This is a genomic window from Clostridium sp. AF28-12 (genome assembly GCF_003435225.1).
Classification (GTDB): domain Bacteria; phylum Bacillota; class Clostridia; order Lachnospirales; family Lachnospiraceae; genus Pilosibacter; species Pilosibacter fragilis.
The window spans coordinates 63,426-84,833 of sequence record NZ_QWGJ01000005.1 but is presented as its reverse complement, the minus strand read 5'-3'; the positions used below and the strand labels follow the sequence as shown (position 1 = coordinate 84,833).

The following is a 21,408-nucleotide window of genomic DNA, read 5'->3' as shown; positions in this document are numbered from 1 at the left end:
TCCCGAAGCTGTTCGGGAAGAAACACGACAGGATTCTGGACATCTTCCGGAGGAGATCATGGAAACGGAGGCTTCTTTGGATGGCTTGGATGGAGGGGAGGGGACAGAAGAAAACTTTCAAAATGATAGCCTGTCGGAACAGGCTTGTGAAGGACAGATGCATGGAAAGGAGGATATCTGGTCAGAAGAGGAGGATATAGAGGCTCCTTTGTGTACTCAAAAAACGGGAGGTCGTTCTCTCCGTACCCATGACCTGTTTTTTGCATCAGAGGATGAAGGGCGTGACTTTCAGTCCGTGCTGCAGGAGATACAGGCGTATCTTTCCAAAGAATACAGTAATCTGGTAACCGGAGATGGAAACGAAGAAATAAAAGCACAGATCCGCCGATTTGCCGGGAAGTATATTCAGGATAACCGTATACAAGTACCGGGAAAAACCACGGATGAGCTGATTGATGCGATTTATTCAGAAATGGCAGAGTTCGGTTTTCTCACAAAGTACATCTACGGGGAAGAAATCGAGGAGATCGATGTAAATGCCTGGGATGATGTGGAGGTCCAGTATTCTGGTGGAGTGACAGAAAAATTGAAAGAGCATTTTGAAAGCCCCGAACATGCCATCAATGTCATTCGGCGTATGTTGCATGTGTCTGGGATGGTGCTGGATGATGCGAGTCCAAGCGTTCTGGGACATTTAAGTAAAAATATCCGTATTGCTGTACTGAAGACACCTCTTGTTGATGAGGATGTCGGGGTGGCAGCCTCGATCCGAATTGTGAATCCCCAGAGCATGAAGAAACAGGACTTTATAAAGGGAGGAACGGCAACCAGTCAGATGCTGGATTTTTTATCGGAGTGCATCCGGTATGGAATCTCTGTGTGTGTGGCGGGAGCCACAAGCTCCGGAAAAACCACACTGTTAGGCTGGCTTCTGACCACAATTCCGGACGGTAAGCGTATTTACAGTATTGAGAATGGTTCAAGGGAGCTGGCGCTGGTACGCAGAAAGGATGGGAGGGTAGTCAATTCCGTGATTCATACCTTGACCCGTGACAGCGAGAATGAGAGGCAGAGAGTAGATCAGATTGCACTCCTTGATATGGCGCTACGCTTTAATCCGGACATTATTGTGGTAGGAGAAATGCGTGGACCAGAAGCGAATGCGGCACAGGAGGCTGCCAGAACCGGTGTTGCGGTTGTGACAACCATCCATTCCATGAGTTGTGAGGCAACTTACCGCCGCATGGTTTCCCTGTGTAAACGTGCTGTGGATATGAGTGATGAGACTTTGATGGGATTTGTAACGGAAGCCTATCCGATCATCGCTTTCTGCAAACAGCTGGAAAACAAGGAACGCCGTTTAATGGAAATCATGGAGTGTGAGATTCTGGCAGATGGAACCAGACGATACCGTCCACTGTTTCAATATCAGATTACGGAAAACAGGGTGGAGGATGGAAAGTTTGTAATTGTGGGGCACCATAGACAAATTAACCCAATCTCGGACAGTCTGGCAAGACGGCTGATGGAGAATGGAATGCCGCAGGAAACGCTGGCAGGACTTTTGAATGTAAAAAAGGATAGAGAGGAGGAGAATGAATGACGGCGATTCAGCTATTGGCGTGTGTGGGAATGATCGTGGGTGTATTTTTACTGCTGGGAATGAAGCCAGTGGAGTTTACGGACAGCCTGTTTGGATTTCTATTGAATCCAAAACGAAGTCTGCGGGAAGACATCAGGGAATCATCAGGAAGAAAAAAATCAGGGATTTTGCGCAGGGAACTGGAGGAAGCACAGAACATCCTTCAAATGACGGGCAGGGGGAACCGGTTTTCCATCATCTGCGCAGTTGCTCTGGCACTGTTTTGCGCTGGGGGATCCATTGCTATTTTGTTGGGGAATTTTTTCCTGGCTCCGGTGATGGCAGTGGGTTTTTTATTTCTACCATTCTGGTATGTGAAACTGACTGCCAATCATTATAAAAGGGATGTGTCTGCAGAACTGGAAACGGCGCTTTCGGTCATTACCACAGCATATCTGAGGACAGAAGATATTGTGACGGCGGTGGAGGAGAATATAGCATATTTAAATCCTCCAGTGTCCAGAGTATTTCAGGATTTTCTCATCCAGATTAAAATGGTAAATCCGGATGTTCAGGCCTCCCTTCGGATTTTGCGGGGAAGGATTGATAATGAGGTGTTTCGGGAGTGGTGCGATGCAGTTAGTGACTGCCAGCATGACCGGAGCTTAAAGACTACACTGCCGCCCATCGTATCAAAGCTGTCAGATATGCGGAATGTGAACGCAGAACTGGAATACATGATCGCAGAACCAAGAAAAGAGTTTATGATCATGGTTGTGTTTGTAGTAGGCAATATTCCTCTTATGTATCTACTGAATCAGGACTGGTATGATGTACTGATGCATACGGTACTGGGACAGTGTATTCTGGCTGCCACTGCGGCGGCTATTTTTATATCCGCTGGCTTTGTAGTGAAACTGACCCGTCCCATTGAATACAGGAGGTAGCTATGGAAGGCTTGTTATTTTTATTCGGGCTGTTTTTAGCTCTGGGACTTTTCTTTTTAACTGCGTCTGTTCTAAAGTTACCTACCATGGGTGCGGCGAAGGCCATGCTGGGTACGGTAAAACAGGAGCGGAAAGCGGCAAAGACATTGGAGACTTATTTTATGATCCTAGCAGTGCGACTGTCTGGTTTCATCCGGATGGATGCATATAAGAGAAGCAGGATGCAGAATGTGTTAAAAGCCAGTGGAATGAATATGACCCCGGAAGTGTATCAGGCGTATGCTCTGGTAAAATCAGGCGCAGTACTTTTGGGGGCGATTCCCTGCATGTTCCTTTTTCCGCTACTGGTTCCTGTCGTGGTTGTGCTGGCATTACTTCTTTACTTTAAGGAAAATCAGAAAGCGGATGAAACCTTAAAGGCAAAGCGGGAAGAGATAGAGGGGGAGCTTCCGAGAATGGTGGCGACTATGGAACAGGAACTGAAAGCAAGCCGTAATGTGATCGGTATGTTGGAGCGGTTCAAGGGGAATGCGGGACCAGCGCTGACTGGAGAGTTAGATATTCTTCTGGCGGATATGCGTTCCTCCAATTATGAAGCGGCGCTGACACGATTTGAGGCAAGACTGAACTCGCCCATGCTGTCCGATGTGGTACGTGGATTGATTGGTGTCCTTCGAGGGGATGACAGCACAGTGTATTTTCAGATGCTGGCTCATGATTTTAAGCAGATCGAACTGCAGAGATTAAAAGCACAGGCACAGAAAATCCCTCCCAAGATCCGTGTTTTTTCCTTTGTCATGCTGGTATGTTTTCTGCTGACTTATTTGGCGATTATCTGCTATGTGGCATTGGAGAGCCTTGGAGGAATGTTTTAGACAGGAAGGAGGAGAGGATGAGGAGTCATCGTTTATGGAGAGCGCTGTCAGAAAGACGGGGCGAAGGATATGTGGATGTGATTGTGCTGGTTTTGTGTGCGGTCATGGTGCTTGCCCTTGCCATGCGTGTGCTTCCGGTTTTTATTCAGAAACAGCAGCTGGATACCTTCGCTACAGAACTGGTGCGTGAAGCAGAGGTAAGCGGGCGCGTAGGTGCAGAGACAAGCCGCCGTGCCGCTGTGCTGTCGGAAAAAACAGGGCTTCATCCGGACATTTTATGGTCCAGTCATGGAAGAATCCAGTTAAATGAAGAGGTTACCGTTATCCTGACGATGGATACAAATATCGGTCTGTTTGGCGAGTTTGCTTCTTTTCCGGTTACGCTTCGCGCACAGGCAGCTGGAAAATCAGAAGTTTACTGGAAATGAGGTGGAGGGATTGCGGAAACGGATGAAAGAGATACTGAGAGACAGGCGAGCCTCCTCATTTCCCATGACCATTGGGATTGTTCTTTCGCTGATTATTCTGATGTGTGGGATTAGTGAGTATTTCCGGCTTCAAGTCATTGCGGCAGGTGTGCGGGAAGCCGTGGAGGATGCTGTCATTTCCACAGTCAATGATAATTATGCAGGTGTGTATCATGGAGTCAGGGAGGGATATTCTGGCAGCTATGTTCCCTTTGGAGAGGGAAGCTGGGAAGAAGATCTGAATGAAGGGGACATTTATAATTATCTGGATGAAACCATAGGGACCCAATTGTCTGGCGGCAGACATGTAAAGTATGCGGATACTGGAACTGCAATGGAGTTTGCCATAGATAGCCTGCAAGTGACGCTTCGGAATGCACCTCTGGCCCCATCGGATCCAGCCCATGCGCAGCGGTTTGAGGCAGATGCCATTGTTAGACTGGAGGTTCCAGTTCGGTTTGGCGGCCGGATTCTTCCATCCATGTGGATCACATTGAAGGTACAGGCTGGATATACAGAGGTGTTCTAGGGAATGACCTGGACTTTGAGAGGATTGTATAGTATGTTGTGCATAACAAAACAGAAAACAGGATAAAGGAGGAGCAGAATCATGAAACTGACAGAGAAGATGAAAAAGAATCTGGCAATTTTGGGCGGCGTGCTCATAGGAATCGGCCTGATCGCTGCCATTGGAATGCAGTTTGGTCCGAAACCGTCCGGTGAAGATGTTCTGCCAGGAACAGGGGAGACGGAAACAGAATTGATTGTAGATCCTGGAGATTTTGAAAAGAAGGAAGAGGAAAGTAAAGTAGTATCCAGAGAAGAAGAGAGCCTTGTGATTCATCCAGGAATCGGAGAAAATCAGGAAACAGACACTCAGGCGGTGGACAGCCGGTCGCCACAGACTGATCAGACAACGCAGAGTATCCAACCAAAACCAACTAAACCAGAACCGCCAAGCAAGGAGATCCTGACAGATCCAACACAAAAACCAGATGGTACAAAGCAGGATACCCCTCCGGTTCCCGTGGATCATGAAGCGGTAGAAAAACCGTCCGAACCGGTAGCAGATCCGGAACAGCCGCAGGCAGGAGATACTTCCGGGAACCAGATCTATGTTCCAGGATTCGGCTGGGTAGAAAACCATGGAGGAGGAGGCTCTGGAACTGCAGCAGAAGATATGTATGAAAACGGGAATAAGATTGGCATTATGGATTAAGACAGAAAGAAGAAGCACCACATCAATGTGGTGTTTTTTCTTTTCCCAGATACCAGGGAAGGAAACAAGGCTTCCTGTGGTTGGAAAGGAGGATACTTGAAACAGAAGAAATGTGTGTTTTTCATAGTCTCAATCGTACTGTCTTTGATACTCTCCATCCAGGTTTATGCAGTAGGGGACGGAAATCTTGATGGGGGCGGCGGAAGTATGGGACAGGGGACCAGTCAGAATTCCTGGTCACCGGGAAATGAAGGGGTGCGGGTTACTGTCATTCGGGCAGAGAGCCATGATCCGGTAACAAGACCGATTGACTTAACAAACAAGCATCCGAATATTGCCTACTCCTTTGGGAAAGTCAGTAAAATGTCTTATACCAGAGGAAGTGCTTTGATGATTGATACCAATCCATATGAGTATGTAAATCCGGCACAGTCTCTACCCAGAATCATCAGCTCGAAAAGCTTGGGGCAAGCCAATATTGAGCAGATCAAAAGCTATTTTACAGATGAACAGGTGGTGCGCAGCATTGCCGGACTAACCGGAATGGACTTTGATACACTGGTGGGAGGAGAGTACCGGCTTTTATTGGAGCCAATCAGTTTTCTAAAATTTCAGGGAACTCTGATTGCGGTCACGGCAACAGAGGCAGCACTCTATGATGAGATGTTAAGCGGAGGGCTTCGAGCTGTTCTTCCAACCGTGGCATTTCAGAACCTGCCGCTGTCCATGTTTTTGGAAACACCGGATCTGGGATATCCGGCCTGGGGAGGTCCGACATCGGGAGTCCGTTCCAACAGTGAAATAAAGAGTTCCTTGGGTCTTGGTATTGTACGGTTCCGGGATGTGCCTCCAGAAGAACCGGAAATCACGACCTATGATTATGAATATCGGACGAATACGGAAGTGATTACGGCAGTAGAGGTAAGCGGCGGGCAGAGTGATCCGGATCATCCGGTATCCGTAACATTTTCTGTAGGAGGAAGAAGCTATGAGGTAGGGGAGGTATATTATCCATCCGGCGACAGCCAGTTGGCTTGGATCCGTTGGACAACACCGGAAGAACCCCAGGCCATGACGATGACCGTCCGTGTGCGAGGTGGAGGAGGAACCAGTAAAGGGACTCTTCATATCAATGTCGTGGATCTGGATGAAAATCCACCGCCAGATCCCAATGCGGATGACCGGAATGACGGATTTACAAGGCCTGTGATTCCTTCTAATGCAGAAGTAACCTCCGCATCCTGGAGCGTGTGGAGACCATGGTGGCAGGAACATTGGGTATGGCACAGCGGAGATGAGGATGATGACGGGTACTGGTGTGACCATGGCTGGTGGGAGTTTGACCTGGATCGATACTCCGCAAGCCTGACTGCAGATATGAGAATTACAACCGATGAAAAGTCTCCTACCGCTACGGGAAGGACGATGAAATCCGGTTATGGATTCCAAGAGAAGGTAACGACACATGTCAGCACCAATCAGAGTTCTGCAGTGACATCTGCGCAGAATGCGGTGACTTATTTTCCGGAATTTCAGTATGAGAGGTTTTGGAGGCTTTTGGAACGGATGAATGGCGGCTATGATATGACCCATGAGTTTAAGAAAAATGGTTACAGTACCTATGAGAGGAGAACGCATTTTACACCAATTTGGTATCCGGATGGAAGTTATACGCCATATACTTGGCTGCTGGATTGCTGGACACCGGCTGGAATGCTCTCCATGAATCTGAATGATTCTATTATCATTGATGGGAACTTGTGGAGTGACTGGCATATCGCACCACAGAAACCAGAGTAGGAGGAAGTATGTCATATCAACAGACGGAGAAACCAAGGGGATTTTTGTATCATTACACAACCCGTGACCATTTGGAAGATATTCTGAGGGATGGCAGGATACGAAGGATGGGTGATAAGGAATGCTGGTTTTGTACATCTTTAGAGGATACACTGGAATTAATGCAAAAGACGGTGATGATGGAAGGGAAGCCTTACTATGGAGTTGGAGGAGTATTAAGGTATTATCCTGTATTTGTTCCGGAATCCTATGTGATTTTGAGATTGCAGCCACGTTTTCAAAATGGGGAATGGGTTCGGTGGAATCAGGAACTTCCACTAGATGCACCTACTTCTTTGCAGGAGGAGGCAAAGCGGTTTAGCAGTTTAAAAGTTGGCTTTCGGGGAGATCTAAAGTTTCAGGAACATCCGGATATTATCGAATTGGCTCCTCTTCTTGAAAGACAGCAAAGAATGGGGCTGAAACTCACACAATCTTAGTAGAAAGGAAAAATAAATGAGAACAAAGAAAATTTCAGCAGTTATGTGCATGGTATTCGTACTGGTAGTTTTGTTCTGCGTTCCGGTATATGCATCGGGCGATGTAGCCGGTGCGATTGGGGGAACTTGGCAGACGGCATCCCAACAGATTAAAACAGTTGTCGATCATGTTGTATTTCCCGCTATAGATTTGATCCTTGCCGTGTTCTTTTTTGGAAAACTGGGAACGGCATACTTTGATTATCGGAAGCACGGACAGTTTGAATGGGCAGCACCTGCAATTCTGTTTGCCTGTCTGGTATTTACCCTAACTGCACCGCTTTATATCTGGCAGATTCTTGGAATTTAGGAGGTATATCATGGGATGTTGGGGAATTACTGCGTTTGAGTCCGATGCTGGACTGGATGCCATCAGTCTCATACGGAAACATCTTCCGGAACAAGGGGATGTAGAACTCCGGCAGATGCTTGCCTGGCTGAAGGCAGATTCTTGGAATGCCCCTCCGGAAGTGTCAGAAGGGGTGTCTCATACAAGCCCAATGGCAGTGGCAGAACTAATTGTAAAATTCCAGGAGAAGGATTTTTCTGCACTGGATGGAATCAGGGGGGATAAGAAGTTTTCCTCCCTGTCTTCTTTTACAGCATCGAAAGAATCCCTTCAGTGGGTAAGGGAATATCTGTCGGAAACTCTTTTTTACAGCCGTAAATGTGCAAAAGAGCAGGAGAAGTCGGGAGTTTTGTGGTGCGGCTGGTTTCAGGAACGGGATTGGAAGCACTGGCAGGCGCATATGGAAAAACTGATTGGAAGGATGGATGAACTGCTTACAAGAGAGGGAGAAACAGTTGCATTATGGACAGGAAGCGTTTGCCAGAAGGTGGAACCGGGAAAAATGGCAGGAAAGAAAGAAGGGGAAGAACGTGAGAACCCACATAGGTCGGAGGAGGAAAGCATGACATTTTTTGAAAGGGAACTAAAAAAAATGTTTGGAACGGGAGCGAGCTTTTCAGAACCAAGGTTTGTTGGGAATTGTTGTTATGGAAGGCTGACGGATCAGATCCGTGTCAAAATCAACTTTCAGACAGGCATGGTTGCGGATCATTATGACCGATTGAAAGTGACCCTTTTGAATCGGAATGAAGGAATGATCGACAGCATGGTTGTGAAATTTAGAGATGTGTGGGGCCTGAAAAACACGACGAACCCTAATTTTCGTGATGGGGTAAATCCCCACATTTGGTCCTATGGAAAAGAGACCAGCTGGTATGTATATCAGCCCGGGAAAGAAGATTATAAAGTACTCAGCGAGGCGATAAAGACTTATTTGGAAGTGTTTCAAGAACCGGAGGAAGCTATGCAAATGGGACAGAAGATGTGTTAAGGGGAGGTGGTTAAAACTTGTTTATCTGGGATTTTGTTGCAGATACGGTTCTGGGACAGATCATTGACTGGCTGTATGGTCAGATTGTTGGATTTCTGGGAGATTTTTTCATGCAGATGGGAAGCATGGGGGCTGAACTGTTTGAAATGAGCTGGGTGCAGTCTGTCGTGCTTCTTTTTTCTTATCTGGCATGGGCACTTTATGTGACGGGAATCGTAGTGGCAGCCTTTGAATGTGGAATTGAATATCAGAATGGCAGGGGCAGCATACGCGACACGGCACTGAACGTAATCAAGGGATTCCTGGCAGCCAGCCTGTTTACTACTGTTCCAGTGGAACTGTATAAACTCAGTGTTTCCCTTCAGGGAAGTTTTACAGCTGGTATTACAGGATTGGGAGAAGATATTGGGACAGTTGCGGCAGGGATTGTGCAGTCTCTTCAGGATGCCGCCACCTGGCAGGAGGCTGCCGCATCAGGTGTTTTTGGTGGAATCGGAATGATTAGTAGCCCGATTTTTATGATTTTTCTCCTGATTCTCATGGGTTATGCGGTAATCAAAGTGTTCTTTGCGAACTTAAAACGGGGCGGGATCCTGCTGATTCAGATTGCAGTAGGGAGCCTTTATTTATTCAGTGTGCCAAGGGGATATATTGATGGATTTGTTGGCTGGTGCAAGCAGGTAATCGGTCTGTGCCTGACCGCATTTTTACAGGCGACGGTCCTGATCGCAGGTCTGATGGTCGTTAAGGATCAGGCACTGCTTGGTCTGGGGCTTATGTTATCGGCAGGTGAGATTCCGCGGATTGCGGGGCAGTTTGGGTTGGAAACAGGAACCAAAGCAAATGTGATGGGAGCAGTCTATGCAGCGCAGGGAGCTATGAACCTAACAAGGACGGTTGTGCAAGTGGTTTCCAAGTAGAGAGGACGGTGAAGGATGGAACACAACAAACTGGTGTATATTGCATCTCCGTATTCTGGAGATGTTGAGCGGAATGTAGCATTTGCAAAGGCAGCCTGTCGTTATGCCATGAACCAGGGGGTTACGCCAATTGCCTCTCATCTGCTATATCCGCAGATGCTGGATGATGGAGTCCCAGAAGAGAGAAAGCTGGGAACAGATATGGGGCTTCGGATTTTGAAGGTTTGTGAGGAAATCTGGGCGTGTGGAAGTGAACTGTCTTCAGGAATGGAGCAGGAAATCCGTGCAGCAAGGCAGCTCCGGATTCCGCTTAGACGGGTCAGCGAACAGGAAATTGGATGGGAACTGTGTGAAGTACCGATACAAAAGGGAATGGAGATGGGCGGATGATGACACTGGGGAGCCTATTTGATGGGATTGGAGGATTCCCTCTGGCGGCAGTTCACTGTGGAGGTGTGCCGGTATGGGCCAGTGAGATAGAACCGTTTCCCATGAGGGTAACCAAACTCCGGTTTCCAGATATGATCCATGTAGGGGACATTACAAAACTGGATGGAGCAAAATTGCCGCCTGTGGATGTAATCTGTGGAGGCAGCCCCTGTCAGGATTTGTCAGTAGCCGGATTACGGAAAGGATTGGCAGGGGAGCGCTCCGGCCTGTTTATGGACCAGGTACGCATAGTAAAGGAGATGAGAGCAGAGGATGAAAGACGAGGGGTATCAGATGACTTTATTCGACCTCGATACCTCGTTTGGGAAAATGTCCCTGGAGCATTCAGCTCCGCAAATGGAGAAGATTTCCGGGCGGTCATCGAGGAGATTGTCCATATCAAGGACAGTACCTGTCATGTGCCTCGACCTGACACCGGGCGCTGGGAATCTGCTGGGGCTGCCATTTTGGGAGATCAATTCAGCTTGGCTTGGAGAGTCTTGGATGCTCAATACTGGGGAGTCGCCCAGCGCCGCCGTAGAATCTTCCTTGTCGCAGATTTTGGAGGACTCACCGCACCAAAGATATTATTTGAGCAGGAACGCCTGCTTAGGGATCCTGCGGAGGGCCAAGGTCAGGGGAAAGGAGTTACCACCGCAGCTGGAAACAGCTCTGCGGATTCAGGCGGGAGTAGAGTAGCAGAGGAAAAACAGGTGGATATTTTTGCGTTCCATATTAATCAGAGGGAAGAAACGATCAACCTCAACGGAATATCCGGAGCTTTGATGGCAACGACCAATATGCAGATGCAGACCTTTGTGGCAGAGGGGATGAGGAAGTTTGAAAGTGCAGAAAAAAAAGAAGAGTGTCTGTGCCTCAATGACCAAGGAGGAGAGCGTATGGATGTTTCGGTCGATATAACAGCAACCCTGCGGGCAGGGATGAGTGGTCATCCGCCTCTGGTGATGGGCATCCAGCAGGGGAGTGCTGGGACAGAGGAAATTCCGGATCCAGCTCTTACAGAGGAGGCAGAAACCGGCGGGAACAATCAGCAGATTCTGTTTGAGAATCACGGGATTGATGCCAGATATACAGGTCCGCATGAGGTGGCCCCTACCATGTCAGCCCGGTATGGAACAGGAGGAAACAATGTCCCACTGGTCTCAGATATGCCGGAGAGTTATTGTATTGCCGGAAATATCATTGATCGGGAAGTACAAAATGGAGGAAATGGTCTGGGATGCCAGCCGGATATTTCCTATACTCTTACTAGTGCAGACCGTCATGCAGTGTTCAGCCGCCAAAGAAGTGATGAATTTCTGCAAAATCGGGTAACAGCGACTCAGAGTGCCAGACAGCATAAGGATGCTACGGATTTGGTGTGTGAGCCGTATCAGAATACGGTAGGAACCATTGGATATACAGATCATAAGGGGATCAATAATCAATATGTCAGCGAAGATAAATGTATTGTTGAGAACCGGAAATTGATCCGGAGGCTGACGCCTTTGGAGTGTGAACGGTTGCAGGGTTTTCCGGATCACTGGACAGATATCCCTGGTGCCTCGGACAGTGCCCGTTACAAAGCTCTTGGAAATAGCGTAGCGATACCGTGTGTGGATTTTGTTCTCCGTGGTATCGCTTATTTTTTGCGGAAGATGAAGGAGGAGAAAGAACCATAAGATTGGTAGTTCTGCTTCCGTTTTCAGGCAATCTTTGTTGGGTATCGTCATAGCTATCTCATCTCTTTATGGATATACTTGGCTTGTAAAAACGAGGAAAGGAGAGTCAAATGGAAGAGCGTAAGAAAAATTTATGCGCCATGATTCCAGAATCCCTGCATAAGAAAGTGAGGGAAGAACAGGAAGAATGGGGAATCAAGCTGAACGAGTATATGGAACGGATTCTAAAAGACCACTTTGAGAAGGGAGAAAGAGAGATGGCAAACGGAATCAGGACACTGGCATTTCAGGTATCAGAGGAGTTTTTTCAGAGGTTAAAAAAATACCTCAAAAAGACAGGACAGAGCCAGAAAGAATTTGTGATCTGACTGATTGAAGATGTACTTTCGCAGGAAGAACATGTAGTATCTGGAGAGATGCAGGAGACAGAGGGAAAGGCAGAACTTGAGGAAACTGAATAAGAGGAAGGATCGAACATACCGCCGGCAGAGCTTCATCATGCCGGCGGTTATTATTTGGAGGTGATCGGTTGTATATTTATCCGGACCATTTGAAATCAAAAGCAACACTTTGGTTATGGCAGCTTCGGGACATTGGGATTCTTGGTATTTGCGGATTGGTCTCCATTTTAGTAGCTACGCAGGCGGGATTTATGTTCCCTTGTGTTCTGACAGGGGTATATGGATTTCTGACGATCCGATTTGAAGATACCAGCATTCTGGATTTTGTCCGGTATGCCTGTGCGTATTTTTTTATGCGTCAGCAATTTTTTGAGTGGAGGTATGAATGAGCAGGGAGAAAAGAAAAGCGAAAAAAGAGGCAGAGAAGCGCCTCTCCACACGGCAGTTCATTGGTGCAAAGGAGATTACAGACTACAGTCTGGTGACCTACGGACAGGGGGAGCTGGTGTATTTTATTGTAAAACCAACGAATATTTCTGTTTTGTCCGAATCTAGTGTCGGGGCAAGAATCTATGCTCTTATGACTGTGCTAAAAGGAGTGGCAGAGATTGAGATGCTGTGTCTAAACAGCAGGGAAAGCTTTGAAGACAACAAGCGGTTTCTGAAAAGTCAGATGGAGCAGGAAGAGAATCCAGTCATACGCCGTCTTTTGGAACAGGATCAGACCCATCTGGACCGGATTCAGGTGCAGATGGCGACAGCCCGTGAATTTCTGATTATGCTGCGGTTAAAAGATGAAAAGGAATCGGATATTTTTCCGTACCTTTCCAGGATTGAAAAATCCCTGAAGGAACAGAGTTTTTCTGTTAAACGGGCAGATAAAGAGGATATCAAACGTATCCTGGCTGTTTACTATGAGCAGAACGTGACCACAGAGAAGTTTGAAGACTTTGACGGGGAGCGGTGGATCATACCAGAGATTTAGAGTGAGGAGGAGATGACTTGAAAAAAGGAAGAACAGCAGTTGATGACAGGGAAGATAATGTGCGTATCCAGGAATTTCTGGATATGATCGCCCCGTCTGTCATTAAATTTGAAACAGATCATTTTATTTGTGGTAACACCTATCGTTGTGTCTGGGCACTGCGGGAGTACCCGACTGCTACGGAAGAGCAGGCAATTCTCTCCCATTTAGGGGAGAAAGACGGTGTAACCTTGCGGATCTATACTCGTCATGTGACACCCGTTGAGGAGCGGAAGATCATCAGCAATGCAGCCAACAAAAACCGGATGGATCGGAGCAATACCAGTGATTTACAGCAGACCGTTCTGGCTGAAAGTAATTTACAAGATGTAACTACCATCGTAGCCCAGATGCACCGCAACCGAGAACCCCTCCTCCATACGGCAGTATATCTGGAGTTGTGTGCCCATGATCTGGAGCATTTGAAGCTTCTTCAGACAGAAGTACTAACGGAACTGATCCGGTCAAAATTGAATGTAGACCGACTGATCCTCCGTCAGCAGCAGGGGTTCCGGTGTGTAATGCCAAGCGGTTATAACCTGTTTAAGGATCAGTTTGAGAGAGTGCTTCCGGCCAGCAGTGTGGCGAATCTGTATCCCTTTAACTATTCAGGAAAGACGGATCCTCACGGGTTCTATATTGGGAGAGATAAATTTGGGAGTAATGTACTGGTGGATTTTAACCGGAGAGCAGATGATAAGACGAATGCCAATATCCTGATTCTGGGAAACAGCGGACAGGGAAAAAGCTATCTGCTTAAATTGCTGCTGACGAATTTAAGGGAGTCCGGAATGCATATCTGCGCTCTGGATCCGGAAATGGAGTATGAAGATCTGACCAATAATCTGGGAGGGTGTTTTATCGACTTAATGAGCGGGGAGTTCATTATCAACCCTCTGGAACCGAAAACCTGGGACGAAGCGGGAAGCCCGGAGGATCTGGATGCACCTCAGACCTTTCGCATCCGATCCAGATTATCCCAGCATATCAGTTTCTTAAAGGACTTTTTCCGAAGCTACAAGGATTTTTCCGACAGGGAAATTGATGTGATTGAGATCATGCTGCAGAAGTTATATACCAGATGGGGGATTACAGACGAAAGTGATTTTGAATGCCTGGTTGCGGAGGATTACCCGGTTCTCTCCGATCTTTATGCGTTCATTGAGGAAGAATATCAGGGATTTGACGAAAACAGAAGACAGCTTTATACAGCAGAAATGCTTCAGAGTATTCTTCTTGGGCTGAATTCTATGTGTGTGGGAGCTGAGAGCAAGTTCTTTAATGGACATACCAATATCACCGATGATGGCTTCATTACTTTTGGGGTAAAAGGACTGTTACAGGCCAGCAGGAGCCTTAAAAATGCATTGCTTTTTAATGTGCTTTCGTTTATGAGCGATGTTCTTTTGACACAAGGCAATACGGCAGCCAGCCTGGATGAGTTTTATCTGTTCCTTTCCAACCTGACTGCAGTAGAGTATGTTAGAAATTTTATGAAGCGTGTGCGAAAAAAAGATTCTGCAGTTATCATAGCAAGCCAGAACCTAGAGGATTTTAATCTGGATGGCGTGAGAGAGTATACCAAGCCGCTGTTTTCCATCCCGACGCATCAGTTTCTGTTCAATGCGGGGAGCATTGATGCCAAGTTTTATACGGATACCCTGCAGCTGGAGGATAGTGAGTATAACCTGATCCGGTATCCACAAAGGGGAGTTTGCCTGTATAAATGTGGAAATGAGCGGTATAACTTAATGGTAAATGCCCCGGAACACAAAGCCAGACTGTTCGGAAAGGCAGGAGGACGTTAAAAGGGGAGACTATGAATGGAGTTAAAGGAGCAGAAATTTGGCATTGAGATTGAGATGACCGGCATTACCCGTGCGAAAGCGGCTGAGGTAACGGCAGAGTATTTTGGAACTAGAGTCAAATATCTGGGAACCTATTACGATACCTATGCAGCCATTGACACGGAGGGGCGGCAGTGGAAATTTATGAGCGATAGCAGTATTCACGCAGAACGGAAGGTAAATGGAAGCAGGGTAAATGCTGATGTGGAATACCGGACAGAGATGGTAAGTCCAATCTGCCGCTATGAAGACATTGTTACCATTCAGGAAATTATTCGGAAACTGAAAGAGCATGGTGCCCTGACAAACAAGAGCTGCGGAATCCATGTGCATATCAATGCAGAGCCGTTTGATGCCAGAACTCTCCGTAATATCACCAATATCATGGCATCCAAGGAAGACTTGATCTATAAAGCGCTTGGAGTGTCTGTGGAAAGGCAGCATCGTTGGTGTCAGCCGGTGGATACACGATTTTTGGATGAGTTAAACCGGAGAAAACCTAGAAGTATGGAAGCTGTAGAGCGGATCTGGTACAACGGAGAGAGCCGGAGGGATGCGCATTATGATGATAGCCGCTATCATTGTCTGAACCTTCATTCTGTTTTTCAGAAAGGAACTGTGGAATTTCGTCTGTTCAATGGGACGCTTCATGCAGGCAAGATTAAGGCCTATATCCAGTTTTGTCTGGCGATTGGCGCCCAAGCGCTGAATCAGTCCTGTGCCAGCAGAAGAAAAACTCAGACCAGCAATGAGAAGTATACATTCCGCACTTGGCTTTTACGGCTAGGATTAAATGGAGAAGAATTCGCCACAGCTCGTCAGCATCTGCTGGCAAATCTGCCGGGCTGTATTGCCTGGAAGGATCCGGCTCAGGCGGAAGCACAAAAGGAAAGAATGCGACAGAAGCGGGAGAAGGAATTGGCAGAACGGATCCAGAGACAGGAAATCATTCATCCAATTGAGGAATTAGAATCAGCTGGGGAAGCACAGGAATCCTCGGCTTTTTGTATGCGAATGTGACAGGAGGAAGCAAATTGAAAGGAAAACAAAGACTTTATATTGCCTATGGGAGCAATCTGAATCTGGAGCAGATGGCATTTCGTTGTCCGACTGCGAAGGTAGTAGGAAAGAGTGAGTTAAAAGATTATGAACTGTTATTTCGGGGAGGCCGCAGGGGAGCTGTGGCAACCGTAGAACCTAAAGCAGGGAGTACTGTGCCGGTGCTGATCTGGGAGATCCAAAACAGAGATGAGGCATCGCTGGATCTTTATGAAGGGTATCCCAATTTGTATGGGAAGCAGATGCTGGAGGTTGAACTGGATGGAAAAACTGTTCCGGCCATGGTTTATGTGATGACACCAGGGCATTCATTTGGAATTCCCTCTGACCATTATGCCAATGTAATCTGGCAAGGGTACGAAACGGCAGGGTTTGAAACCCAGTTTCTGGAGGACGCAATCGAACATGCTTATCAGCTTGTACAGAAACAGGAAAGAGAGGGATGCTTCTATCAGCAGAGCCTGTTTCATATGGGGGGCTATGATGGAATGAAATAAATCCTGATGCGTCAGATGAATATCTCGATAAAAAGTGTGGAAGGAGTGATTTTATGGCCGTCTCAGCTGCCGCTGTGACAGCAAAACTGGTAGCGCTTACCCTCTCTGACCGGAATGGGCGGACTGTGTTTTTTTCTGTTATTGCAGCATTAGTAACCCCTGTTATTTTAATTGTCACCATGATCCTGTGCACGCTTTCTGGGACTGCAGACCATAACATTTCTGCTGTCCAGAAGTCCTTTCATGGGGGGTATTTGTCCTCAAAGGTGCCAGCAGAGTATCGGATGTACATCGAAAATATGCAGGACAGTTTTGAAAAACTGGATGGGGTGTTAAATGAAATCAATGGTATGGCAGAAGCCGAAGAAGTAGATCCCTACCAGGTAAAAGCGATTTTTTATGCCCTGTTTTTTGGTAAGGAGCACCCTCGGATGGATGAGGGGGACTACCGGGCATTCGCAGATTGTTTTGTAGAGTATGAGGAGAGAGAGGATGAAGAGGGAGAAACCTATACGGTTGCAATTCCAATCCAAAGCCTGAATATGGTCTATGGAAATCTTGCTGCAGAATTAAACCAGGAGGTTTCTCTGGAAGATAAAACGAATGTACAGCGCATCTATATGCTGGCAAAATACGGTGTGAGTGTACCGGGTGGAAATGGTCTTCCTCCCGGACAGGCTATGGGAGATGGGAGTTTTTCCGCGCTGATGGCAGAGGCAACCCGTTATATTGGTTATCCCTATGTATGGGGCGGTAGTTCTCCAGATACCAGTTTCGACTGCAGTGGATATATCTGTTGGGTCTACACGAGATCCGGGGTGTATCATCTTTCTAGAACAACAGCTCAGGGGATTTATGACCAGTGTGCGATTGTGTCAAGAGAGGAAGCTAGACCCGGAGATCTGGTGTTTTTTACGGGAACTTATGCATCTGCAGGGGCGGTCAGCCATGTGGGGATTTATGTTGGAGGCTCTAGGATGCTGCATTGTGGTTCGCCTATTGGCTATGCGGACCTTACTTCTCCTTACTGGAACAGCCATCTGTATGCTTTTGGAAGGCTGGCAACTATTCCGGAATGAGACAGCTAAAAATGAAATTTGTGCAGATTTGCCTGGACAGTTTATGGATATGTGATATCGACTTTTAGAAAAAAGTTCGGTATTGTGTGTGGCTGAAAGGAGGGAAGTAACCGATGGATGAGATTATGGATCAGTTAAATCAGGTAATCGAAGAACGAGTTCTGGAGTTGAAGAGGAAAAGTGAAGAGGACAAGGTTCCCGCTTATTGCACAGAGACCAAGGAGCATGTCCTCCGCATGGATCGAATTCTCAATAGCCTTTCAGAGGATGACCGACAATGGTTGGACGACCAACTTATGGCTAAAATGGATATACCGGAACAGGAGCGTCTGAGGTATTATAAGGCAGGTCTTGCAGATGCCATTGAACTAATCCATTATTTAAGAACCTGATGAAACGAGATCGGGCGGCTGTGTGAGCAGCCGCCTGATTTGCTTTCTGAAAGAAAAAGGAGATTTGAAATGAGAAATACTACGATCAATGTCAGTTTTAACACAGAAAAATTGGATGCGTTAAAGTTCCATATGGAAAAAAGGGATACCGATCTTCAGGGGGAATTAAATGATACAGTACAGAAACTGTATGAAAAATATGTCCCACAGGCTACCCGTGAATATATTGATGACAAGGTGGCAAGAGAAATATCCGCCAGAGAACGTACCCGGAGAGCTGATCGGACTGCGAGACGGGAGGAGTCCCAGCTGGAAGAATCAGAAATCGTATGATAACCAGAAAAAAGGAAACGGAATCCCCAGTCATCCATGACATCCCCGTGTAGCCCCCTGTGTGCCCCTGTGTCGGGCTTTGGACAGCTAGGTGGCATCGTGGTACCCATACGAGGATTTTAAGCGGTGTTGGGCAAATGTGAGAGAAGGTTATGGAAACAGCAAGAACACGGGGGAATACGGGATTCTTGAGTGGTTGGCTGGGTCGAAACGTGTGCAGGTTAAAGGGGGTATGCTGCTTTTGGCAGCCCACCCCTGGAAAACACCGACCGGCAAAGCCGTTCGGAAAATCTGGTTTGAATACTTTTGGGGAAGGCGGTCGTAAGAATGGTGCTGGATTTTTGAAAGTGGCAGAATTTTGGAGGAAATGAGAGAGATTTTGTGAATACCAGGGTTAGGAGGAAACGATGGGAAGCGAACATACGAAAGTACGTGCGGGAATTTATGTCGAAAAGGAAATCTTAAACCAGGCAGATGGTCTGTTAGAGACAGCCAATGTGCGTTCCCGGAATGAATTTGTAGCAGAAGCGCTTAAATTCTATATAGGGTATCTTCTTGCAGGAAAAGCAGAAAATTATTTTTTGCAGTCGTTGGCTTCTGTGCTTACGGGAACCATTCAGGATAGTGAGAACCGTCTGGCCAGAATGGACTTTAAGATAGCAGTGGAATTGTCCAAGCTCTCACAGGTAATTGCCTACACTCATGATGTGGATGAAGAATCTTTAAACAGGCTGCACGCAAAATGTGTTGATGAAGTGAGGCGGATCAATGGAACTGTGAAGTTTGAAGATGCGTATCATTATCAAAAGCGGGATGTGTAGATATTGTTGGAAAAGAAAAGATGGAAAGAAAATTTATATGTACTTCCCTCTGGTTGTGTGATGAATTTTCAGAAGAGATAAAATATAGATTTGTCCTTTACGATGCAACAGCTCATCGATTATAATATATAAGAAACGAATCGAGGTGTAGAATTTTGAATGAGAGAGAACAAATCATTCAACTATGGTTCAAAATGTGGCTTACACAACAGGATCTTGGTATGGATGACATTTTTGCGGAAGACGTGATTTATACTGAAAGCTGGAGTCCAAAATATAATAACCGTCAAGTTGTAAAACATTGGTTTAATGAATGGAATACACGTGGCAAGGTGATGGAGTGGAAGATCAAGCAGTTCTTTCATAAAGATAACCAGACGGTTGTAGAGTGGTATTTTAAAAATGAAATGAATAATGGGAATATAGAGGAATTTGACGGAATGTCCTTGATTGTATGGACAGCAGATAATAAAATAAAATCATTAAAGGAGTTTGGATGTAACTTAAACAGTTATAATCCTTATGAGGATAGTGATACGCCTAAATTTAGAGATGAAAAGGCGAGTTGGTTTTAATTAGAAACAGAAAAATTATATGTGTTAATCTGGCCGAGGAGGCTTGATTATAAAAGTAAAGATAAAAACGCAACGTATGCAGTGATGCATACCAGAGCCGGTAGGTAGCCCGGCCGTCCTGCATATCAGGGTAAGTAACCTGCCCCTCCGGGTTGTCCATTCTTTGCTCATTTCAATCATTAAGGAGGGATTGCCATGAGTATAAGGACAGGCAAGCTGACAGTGTTTTTTGAGGAACCATTTTGGGTAGGTATTTTTGAGAGAGTTGAAAATGGGAAACTTTCCGTTTCCAAAGTAACATTTGGAACTGAACCAAAGGACTATGAGATTTGGGAGTTTGTGCTAAAGGAATATGATCGTTTGCGATTTAGTCCATCTGTGGAGGTTACTGAAAAGGAACTAACAAAAAACCCAAAGAAGCTCCAGCGTGAAATTCATAAACAAATGTTGGATAGGGGCGTTGGAACAAAATCTCAGCAAGCACTAAAGCTGCAGCAGGAACAAAGGAAACAGCAGCGTAAGTCTAAAAGCCGGGAAGACAAATTGGCAGAAGAGAAAAAAATGTTTGATTTAAAACAAAAAAAGAAAAAAGAGAAACATCGAGGACATTAAGAATGTAATGTATTCTTACACAAAATTTGGTTTGAGGTAAACGATGGCATCAAGCAAAAATTATTTACAATTTATTTTAGAGCAGCTGTCCGAGTTGGATGAAATTACATACCGTGCTATGATGGGAGAATTTATTATTTATTATCGTGGCAAGATTATAGGAGGTATTTATGATGACAGACTGCTTGTAAAACCTACAAAGTCAGCAATTGCCTATATGACAGATTCGGTATATGAAGTACCTTATGAGGGAGCAAAAGAGATGCTGCTGGTAGAGGAGGTTGATCAGAAAGAATTTTTGACAGGACTGTTCCACGCGATGTATGATGAACTGCCGCTGCCCAAATCCAAAAAGAAAAAATAGGTATTGTGAAGGGAAAACAAATAAATGGACAAGGCAATTTTGTATATACATGGTAAAGGTGGAAATCCGAAAGAGGCAGAGTATTATAAAGCGCTCTTTGAAGAATATGATGTAATTGGTTTTGACTATTCCTCACAGTCACCTTGGGAAGCGAAAAAAGAGTTTCCCGGATTGTTTGACAACCTATGCGGAACATATGAAACGGTAACAGTGATTGCGAACAGCATTGGTGCTTTCTTTGCTATGAGTGCTTTGGCAGACAGCAAAATAGAGAAGGCATACTTTATTTCTCCGGTTGTAGACATGGAAAGATTGATTCGGAATATGATGCAGTGGGCGAATGTGACCGAAGATGACTTGCAGAAACAGAAAGAAATCCCGACATCCTTTGGAGAAACACTTTCCTGGGCTTATCTTTGTTATGTGAGGGAGCATCCTGTTACCTGGACTGTTCCAACGCACATTCTGTATGGAGAAAAGGATAACCTGACATCGTATGAAACAATAGCTGAGTTTGCAGATAGAATCGGAGCAACACTTACAGTTATGGAAAACGGGGAGCACTGGTTTCATACGAAAGAGCAGATGGACTTTCTTTCTGACTGGATCAAGCAATGTACATGAT

General features: G+C 46.1%; 27 protein-coding genes and 1 pseudogene. All 28 read left to right on the top strand.

Annotated elements, in window-relative coordinates:
* The first annotated feature begins 157 nt into the window (after positions 1-157).
* A complete protein-coding gene (locus DWY93_RS06220) occupies positions 158-1,603 on the top strand; it encodes an ATPase, T2SS/T4P/T4SS family (protein ID WP_347465779.1) in 1,446 nt (481 codons plus the stop codon).
* Complete coding sequence (locus DWY93_RS06215; RefSeq protein ID WP_117471998.1) at positions 1,600-2,529, top strand: hypothetical protein; 930 nt, start codon at positions 1,600-1,602, stop codon at positions 2,527-2,529. Before DWY93_RS06220 ends, DWY93_RS06215 begins: the two co-directional genes overlap by 4 nt.
* Before the next feature lie 2 nt (positions 2,530-2,531).
* Complete coding sequence (locus DWY93_RS06210; RefSeq protein WP_002593816.1) at positions 2,532-3,404, top strand: hypothetical protein; 873 nt, start codon at positions 2,532-2,534, stop codon at positions 3,402-3,404.
* A 17-nt stretch (positions 3,405-3,421) separates the two neighbouring features.
* Positions 3,422-3,832 (top strand): DUF4320 family protein, encoded by a 411-nt coding sequence (locus tag DWY93_RS06205; protein ID WP_117471996.1) that lies wholly within the window; start codon positions 3,422-3,424, stop codon positions 3,830-3,832.
* A 22-nt stretch (positions 3,833-3,854) separates the two neighbouring features.
* The gene (locus tag DWY93_RS06200; RefSeq protein ID WP_117471994.1) at positions 3,855-4,400 is read left to right on the top strand and encodes a hypothetical protein; all 546 of its coding nucleotides are present in this window, start codon (positions 3,855-3,857) and stop codon (positions 4,398-4,400) included.
* Positions 4,401-4,481: 81 nt separating this feature from the next.
* Positions 4,482-5,090: a DUF6550 family protein gene (locus tag DWY93_RS06195; protein WP_055650603.1), complete on the top strand. Its 609-nt coding sequence runs from the start codon at positions 4,482-4,484 to the stop codon at positions 5,088-5,090.
* A 96-nt stretch (positions 5,091-5,186) separates the two neighbouring features.
* Positions 5,187-6,890 (top strand): hypothetical protein, encoded by a 1,704-nt coding sequence (locus DWY93_RS06190; protein ID WP_117471992.1) that lies wholly within the window; start codon positions 5,187-5,189, stop codon positions 6,888-6,890.
* An 8-nt stretch (positions 6,891-6,898) separates the two neighbouring features.
* Positions 6,899-7,369 (top strand): hypothetical protein, encoded by a 471-nt coding sequence (locus DWY93_RS06185; RefSeq protein ID WP_117471990.1) that lies wholly within the window; start codon positions 6,899-6,901, stop codon positions 7,367-7,369.
* Positions 7,370-7,385: 16 nt separating this feature from the next.
* The gene (locus tag DWY93_RS06180) at positions 7,386-7,718 is read left to right on the top strand and encodes a DUF3852 domain-containing protein (protein ID WP_117471988.1); all 333 of its coding nucleotides are present in this window, start codon (positions 7,386-7,388) and stop codon (positions 7,716-7,718) included.
* A gap of 10 nt (positions 7,719-7,728) precedes the next feature.
* Positions 7,729-7,974: pseudogene (locus DWY93_RS17415) on the top strand (DUF4259 domain-containing protein); the annotation flags it as partial.
* 183 nt (positions 7,975-8,157) lie between these two features.
* Entirely contained in the window at positions 8,158-8,748 is a 591-nt protein-coding gene (locus tag DWY93_RS17410; protein WP_242990555.1) for a hypothetical protein, read from the top strand.
* 17 nt (positions 8,749-8,765) lie between these two features.
* On the top strand, positions 8,766-9,668 hold the full coding sequence (locus DWY93_RS06170) for a conjugal transfer protein TrbL family protein (RefSeq protein ID WP_117471984.1): 903 nt from the start codon (positions 8,766-8,768) through the stop codon (positions 9,666-9,668).
* A gap of 15 nt (positions 9,669-9,683) precedes the next feature.
* Positions 9,684-10,058, top strand: coding sequence for a DUF4406 domain-containing protein (locus DWY93_RS06165; RefSeq protein WP_117471981.1), 375 nt, complete (start codon positions 9,684-9,686; stop codon positions 10,056-10,058).
* Positions 10,055-11,779 carry a DNA (cytosine-5-)-methyltransferase gene (gene dcm / locus DWY93_RS06160; protein WP_181968502.1) on the top strand — a complete coding sequence of 575 codons (1,725 nt, stop codon included), beginning with the start codon at positions 10,055-10,057 and terminating at the stop codon, positions 11,777-11,779. The genes DWY93_RS06165 and dcm overlap by 4 nt, the downstream gene beginning before the upstream one ends.
* Positions 11,780-11,889: 110 nt before the next feature.
* Positions 11,890-12,147 carry a 4-oxalocrotonate tautomerase gene (locus DWY93_RS06155; protein WP_117471979.1) on the top strand — a complete coding sequence of 86 codons (258 nt, stop codon included), beginning with the start codon at positions 11,890-11,892 and terminating at the stop codon, positions 12,145-12,147.
* 161 nt (positions 12,148-12,308) lie between these two features.
* On the top strand, positions 12,309-12,569 hold the full coding sequence (locus tag DWY93_RS17405) for a hypothetical protein (protein WP_117471977.1): 261 nt from the start codon (positions 12,309-12,311) through the stop codon (positions 12,567-12,569).
* Positions 12,566-13,165: a hypothetical protein gene (locus DWY93_RS06145; protein ID WP_002593804.1), complete on the top strand. Its 600-nt coding sequence runs from the start codon at positions 12,566-12,568 to the stop codon at positions 13,163-13,165. Before DWY93_RS17405 ends, DWY93_RS06145 begins: the two co-directional genes overlap by 4 nt.
* Positions 13,166-13,248: 83 nt before the next feature.
* A complete protein-coding gene (locus DWY93_RS06140) occupies positions 13,249-15,012 on the top strand; it encodes a DUF87 domain-containing protein (RefSeq protein WP_242990552.1) in 1,764 nt (587 codons plus the stop codon).
* A gap of 15 nt (positions 15,013-15,027) precedes the next feature.
* Positions 15,028-16,071 (top strand): amidoligase family protein, encoded by a 1,044-nt coding sequence (locus DWY93_RS06135; protein WP_117471972.1) that lies wholly within the window; start codon positions 15,028-15,030, stop codon positions 16,069-16,071.
* 14 nt (positions 16,072-16,085) lie between these two features.
* Positions 16,086-16,607, top strand: a complete 522-nt coding sequence (locus DWY93_RS06130; protein ID WP_117471970.1) for a gamma-glutamylcyclotransferase family protein — start codon at positions 16,086-16,088, stop codon at positions 16,605-16,607.
* 74 nt (positions 16,608-16,681) lie between these two features.
* Positions 16,682-17,686: a C40 family peptidase gene (locus DWY93_RS06125; protein ID WP_333523632.1), complete on the top strand. Its 1,005-nt coding sequence runs from the start codon at positions 16,682-16,684 to the stop codon at positions 17,684-17,686.
* Between the two features lie 113 nt (positions 17,687-17,799).
* Positions 17,800-18,078, top strand: coding sequence for a hypothetical protein (locus DWY93_RS06120; protein ID WP_002593799.1), 279 nt, complete (start codon positions 17,800-17,802; stop codon positions 18,076-18,078).
* A gap of 69 nt (positions 18,079-18,147) precedes the next feature.
* Positions 18,148-18,411 (top strand): DUF6103 family protein, encoded by a 264-nt coding sequence (locus DWY93_RS06115; protein ID WP_055650613.1) that lies wholly within the window; start codon positions 18,148-18,150, stop codon positions 18,409-18,411.
* Positions 18,412-18,818: 407 nt separating this feature from the next.
* Positions 18,819-19,232 (top strand): hypothetical protein, encoded by a 414-nt coding sequence (locus tag DWY93_RS06110; RefSeq protein WP_117471965.1) that lies wholly within the window; start codon positions 18,819-18,821, stop codon positions 19,230-19,232.
* Positions 19,233-19,387: 155 nt separating this feature from the next.
* Positions 19,388-19,807, top strand: a complete 420-nt coding sequence (locus DWY93_RS06105) for a nuclear transport factor 2 family protein (protein ID WP_117471963.1) — start codon at positions 19,388-19,390, stop codon at positions 19,805-19,807.
* Between the two features lie 195 nt (positions 19,808-20,002).
* Positions 20,003-20,419 (top strand): YjdF family protein, encoded by a 417-nt coding sequence (locus DWY93_RS06100; protein ID WP_117471961.1) that lies wholly within the window; start codon positions 20,003-20,005, stop codon positions 20,417-20,419.
* 43 nt (positions 20,420-20,462) lie between these two features.
* The gene (locus DWY93_RS06095) at positions 20,463-20,783 is read left to right on the top strand and encodes a TfoX/Sxy family protein (RefSeq protein ID WP_117471959.1); all 321 of its coding nucleotides are present in this window, start codon (positions 20,463-20,465) and stop codon (positions 20,781-20,783) included.
* Positions 20,784-20,807: 24 nt separating this feature from the next.
* Positions 20,808-21,407 carry an alpha/beta hydrolase gene (locus DWY93_RS06090; RefSeq protein WP_117471957.1) on the top strand — a complete coding sequence of 200 codons (600 nt, stop codon included), beginning with the start codon at positions 20,808-20,810 and terminating at the stop codon, positions 21,405-21,407.
* The last annotated feature ends 1 nt before the right edge of the window (position 21,408 follow it).

Coding starts and splice junctions, on each gene's coding strand:
- DWY93_RS06220 (WP_347465779.1), top strand. CDS start 158: ATGCATGGAAAGGAGGATATCTGGTCAGAAGAGGAGGATATAGAGGCT.
- DWY93_RS06215 (WP_117471998.1), top strand. CDS start 1,600: ATGACGGCGATTCAGCTATTGGCGTGTGTGGGAATGATCGTGGGTGTA.
- DWY93_RS06210 (WP_002593816.1), top strand. CDS start 2,532: ATGGAAGGCTTGTTATTTTTATTCGGGCTGTTTTTAGCTCTGGGACTT.
- DWY93_RS06205 (WP_117471996.1), top strand. CDS start 3,422: ATGAGGAGTCATCGTTTATGGAGAGCGCTGTCAGAAAGACGGGGCGAA.
- DWY93_RS06200 (WP_117471994.1), top strand. CDS start 3,855: ATGAAAGAGATACTGAGAGACAGGCGAGCCTCCTCATTTCCCATGACC.
- DWY93_RS06195 (WP_055650603.1), top strand. CDS start 4,482: ATGAAACTGACAGAGAAGATGAAAAAGAATCTGGCAATTTTGGGCGGC.
- DWY93_RS06185 (WP_117471990.1), top strand. CDS start 6,899: ATGTCATATCAACAGACGGAGAAACCAAGGGGATTTTTGTATCATTAC.
- DWY93_RS06180 (WP_117471988.1), top strand. CDS start 7,386: ATGAGAACAAAGAAAATTTCAGCAGTTATGTGCATGGTATTCGTACTG.
- DWY93_RS17410 (WP_242990555.1), top strand. CDS start 8,158: ATGGAAAAACTGATTGGAAGGATGGATGAACTGCTTACAAGAGAGGGA.
- DWY93_RS06165 (WP_117471981.1), top strand. CDS start 9,684: ATGGAACACAACAAACTGGTGTATATTGCATCTCCGTATTCTGGAGAT.
- dcm (WP_181968502.1), top strand. CDS start 10,055: ATGATGACACTGGGGAGCCTATTTGATGGGATTGGAGGATTCCCTCTG.
- DWY93_RS06155 (WP_117471979.1), top strand. CDS start 11,890: ATGGAAGAGCGTAAGAAAAATTTATGCGCCATGATTCCAGAATCCCTG.
- DWY93_RS06145 (WP_002593804.1), top strand. CDS start 12,566: ATGAGCAGGGAGAAAAGAAAAGCGAAAAAAGAGGCAGAGAAGCGCCTC.
- DWY93_RS06140 (WP_242990552.1), top strand. CDS start 13,249: ATGATCGCCCCGTCTGTCATTAAATTTGAAACAGATCATTTTATTTGT.
- DWY93_RS06135 (WP_117471972.1), top strand. CDS start 15,028: ATGGAGTTAAAGGAGCAGAAATTTGGCATTGAGATTGAGATGACCGGC.
- DWY93_RS06120 (WP_002593799.1), top strand. CDS start 17,800: ATGGATGAGATTATGGATCAGTTAAATCAGGTAATCGAAGAACGAGTT.
- DWY93_RS06115 (WP_055650613.1), top strand. CDS start 18,148: ATGAGAAATACTACGATCAATGTCAGTTTTAACACAGAAAAATTGGAT.
- DWY93_RS06110 (WP_117471965.1), top strand. CDS start 18,819: ATGGGAAGCGAACATACGAAAGTACGTGCGGGAATTTATGTCGAAAAG.
- DWY93_RS06100 (WP_117471961.1), top strand. CDS start 20,003: ATGAGTATAAGGACAGGCAAGCTGACAGTGTTTTTTGAGGAACCATTT.
- DWY93_RS06095 (WP_117471959.1), top strand. CDS start 20,463: ATGGCATCAAGCAAAAATTATTTACAATTTATTTTAGAGCAGCTGTCC.
- DWY93_RS06090 (WP_117471957.1), top strand. CDS start 20,808: ATGGACAAGGCAATTTTGTATATACATGGTAAAGGTGGAAATCCGAAA.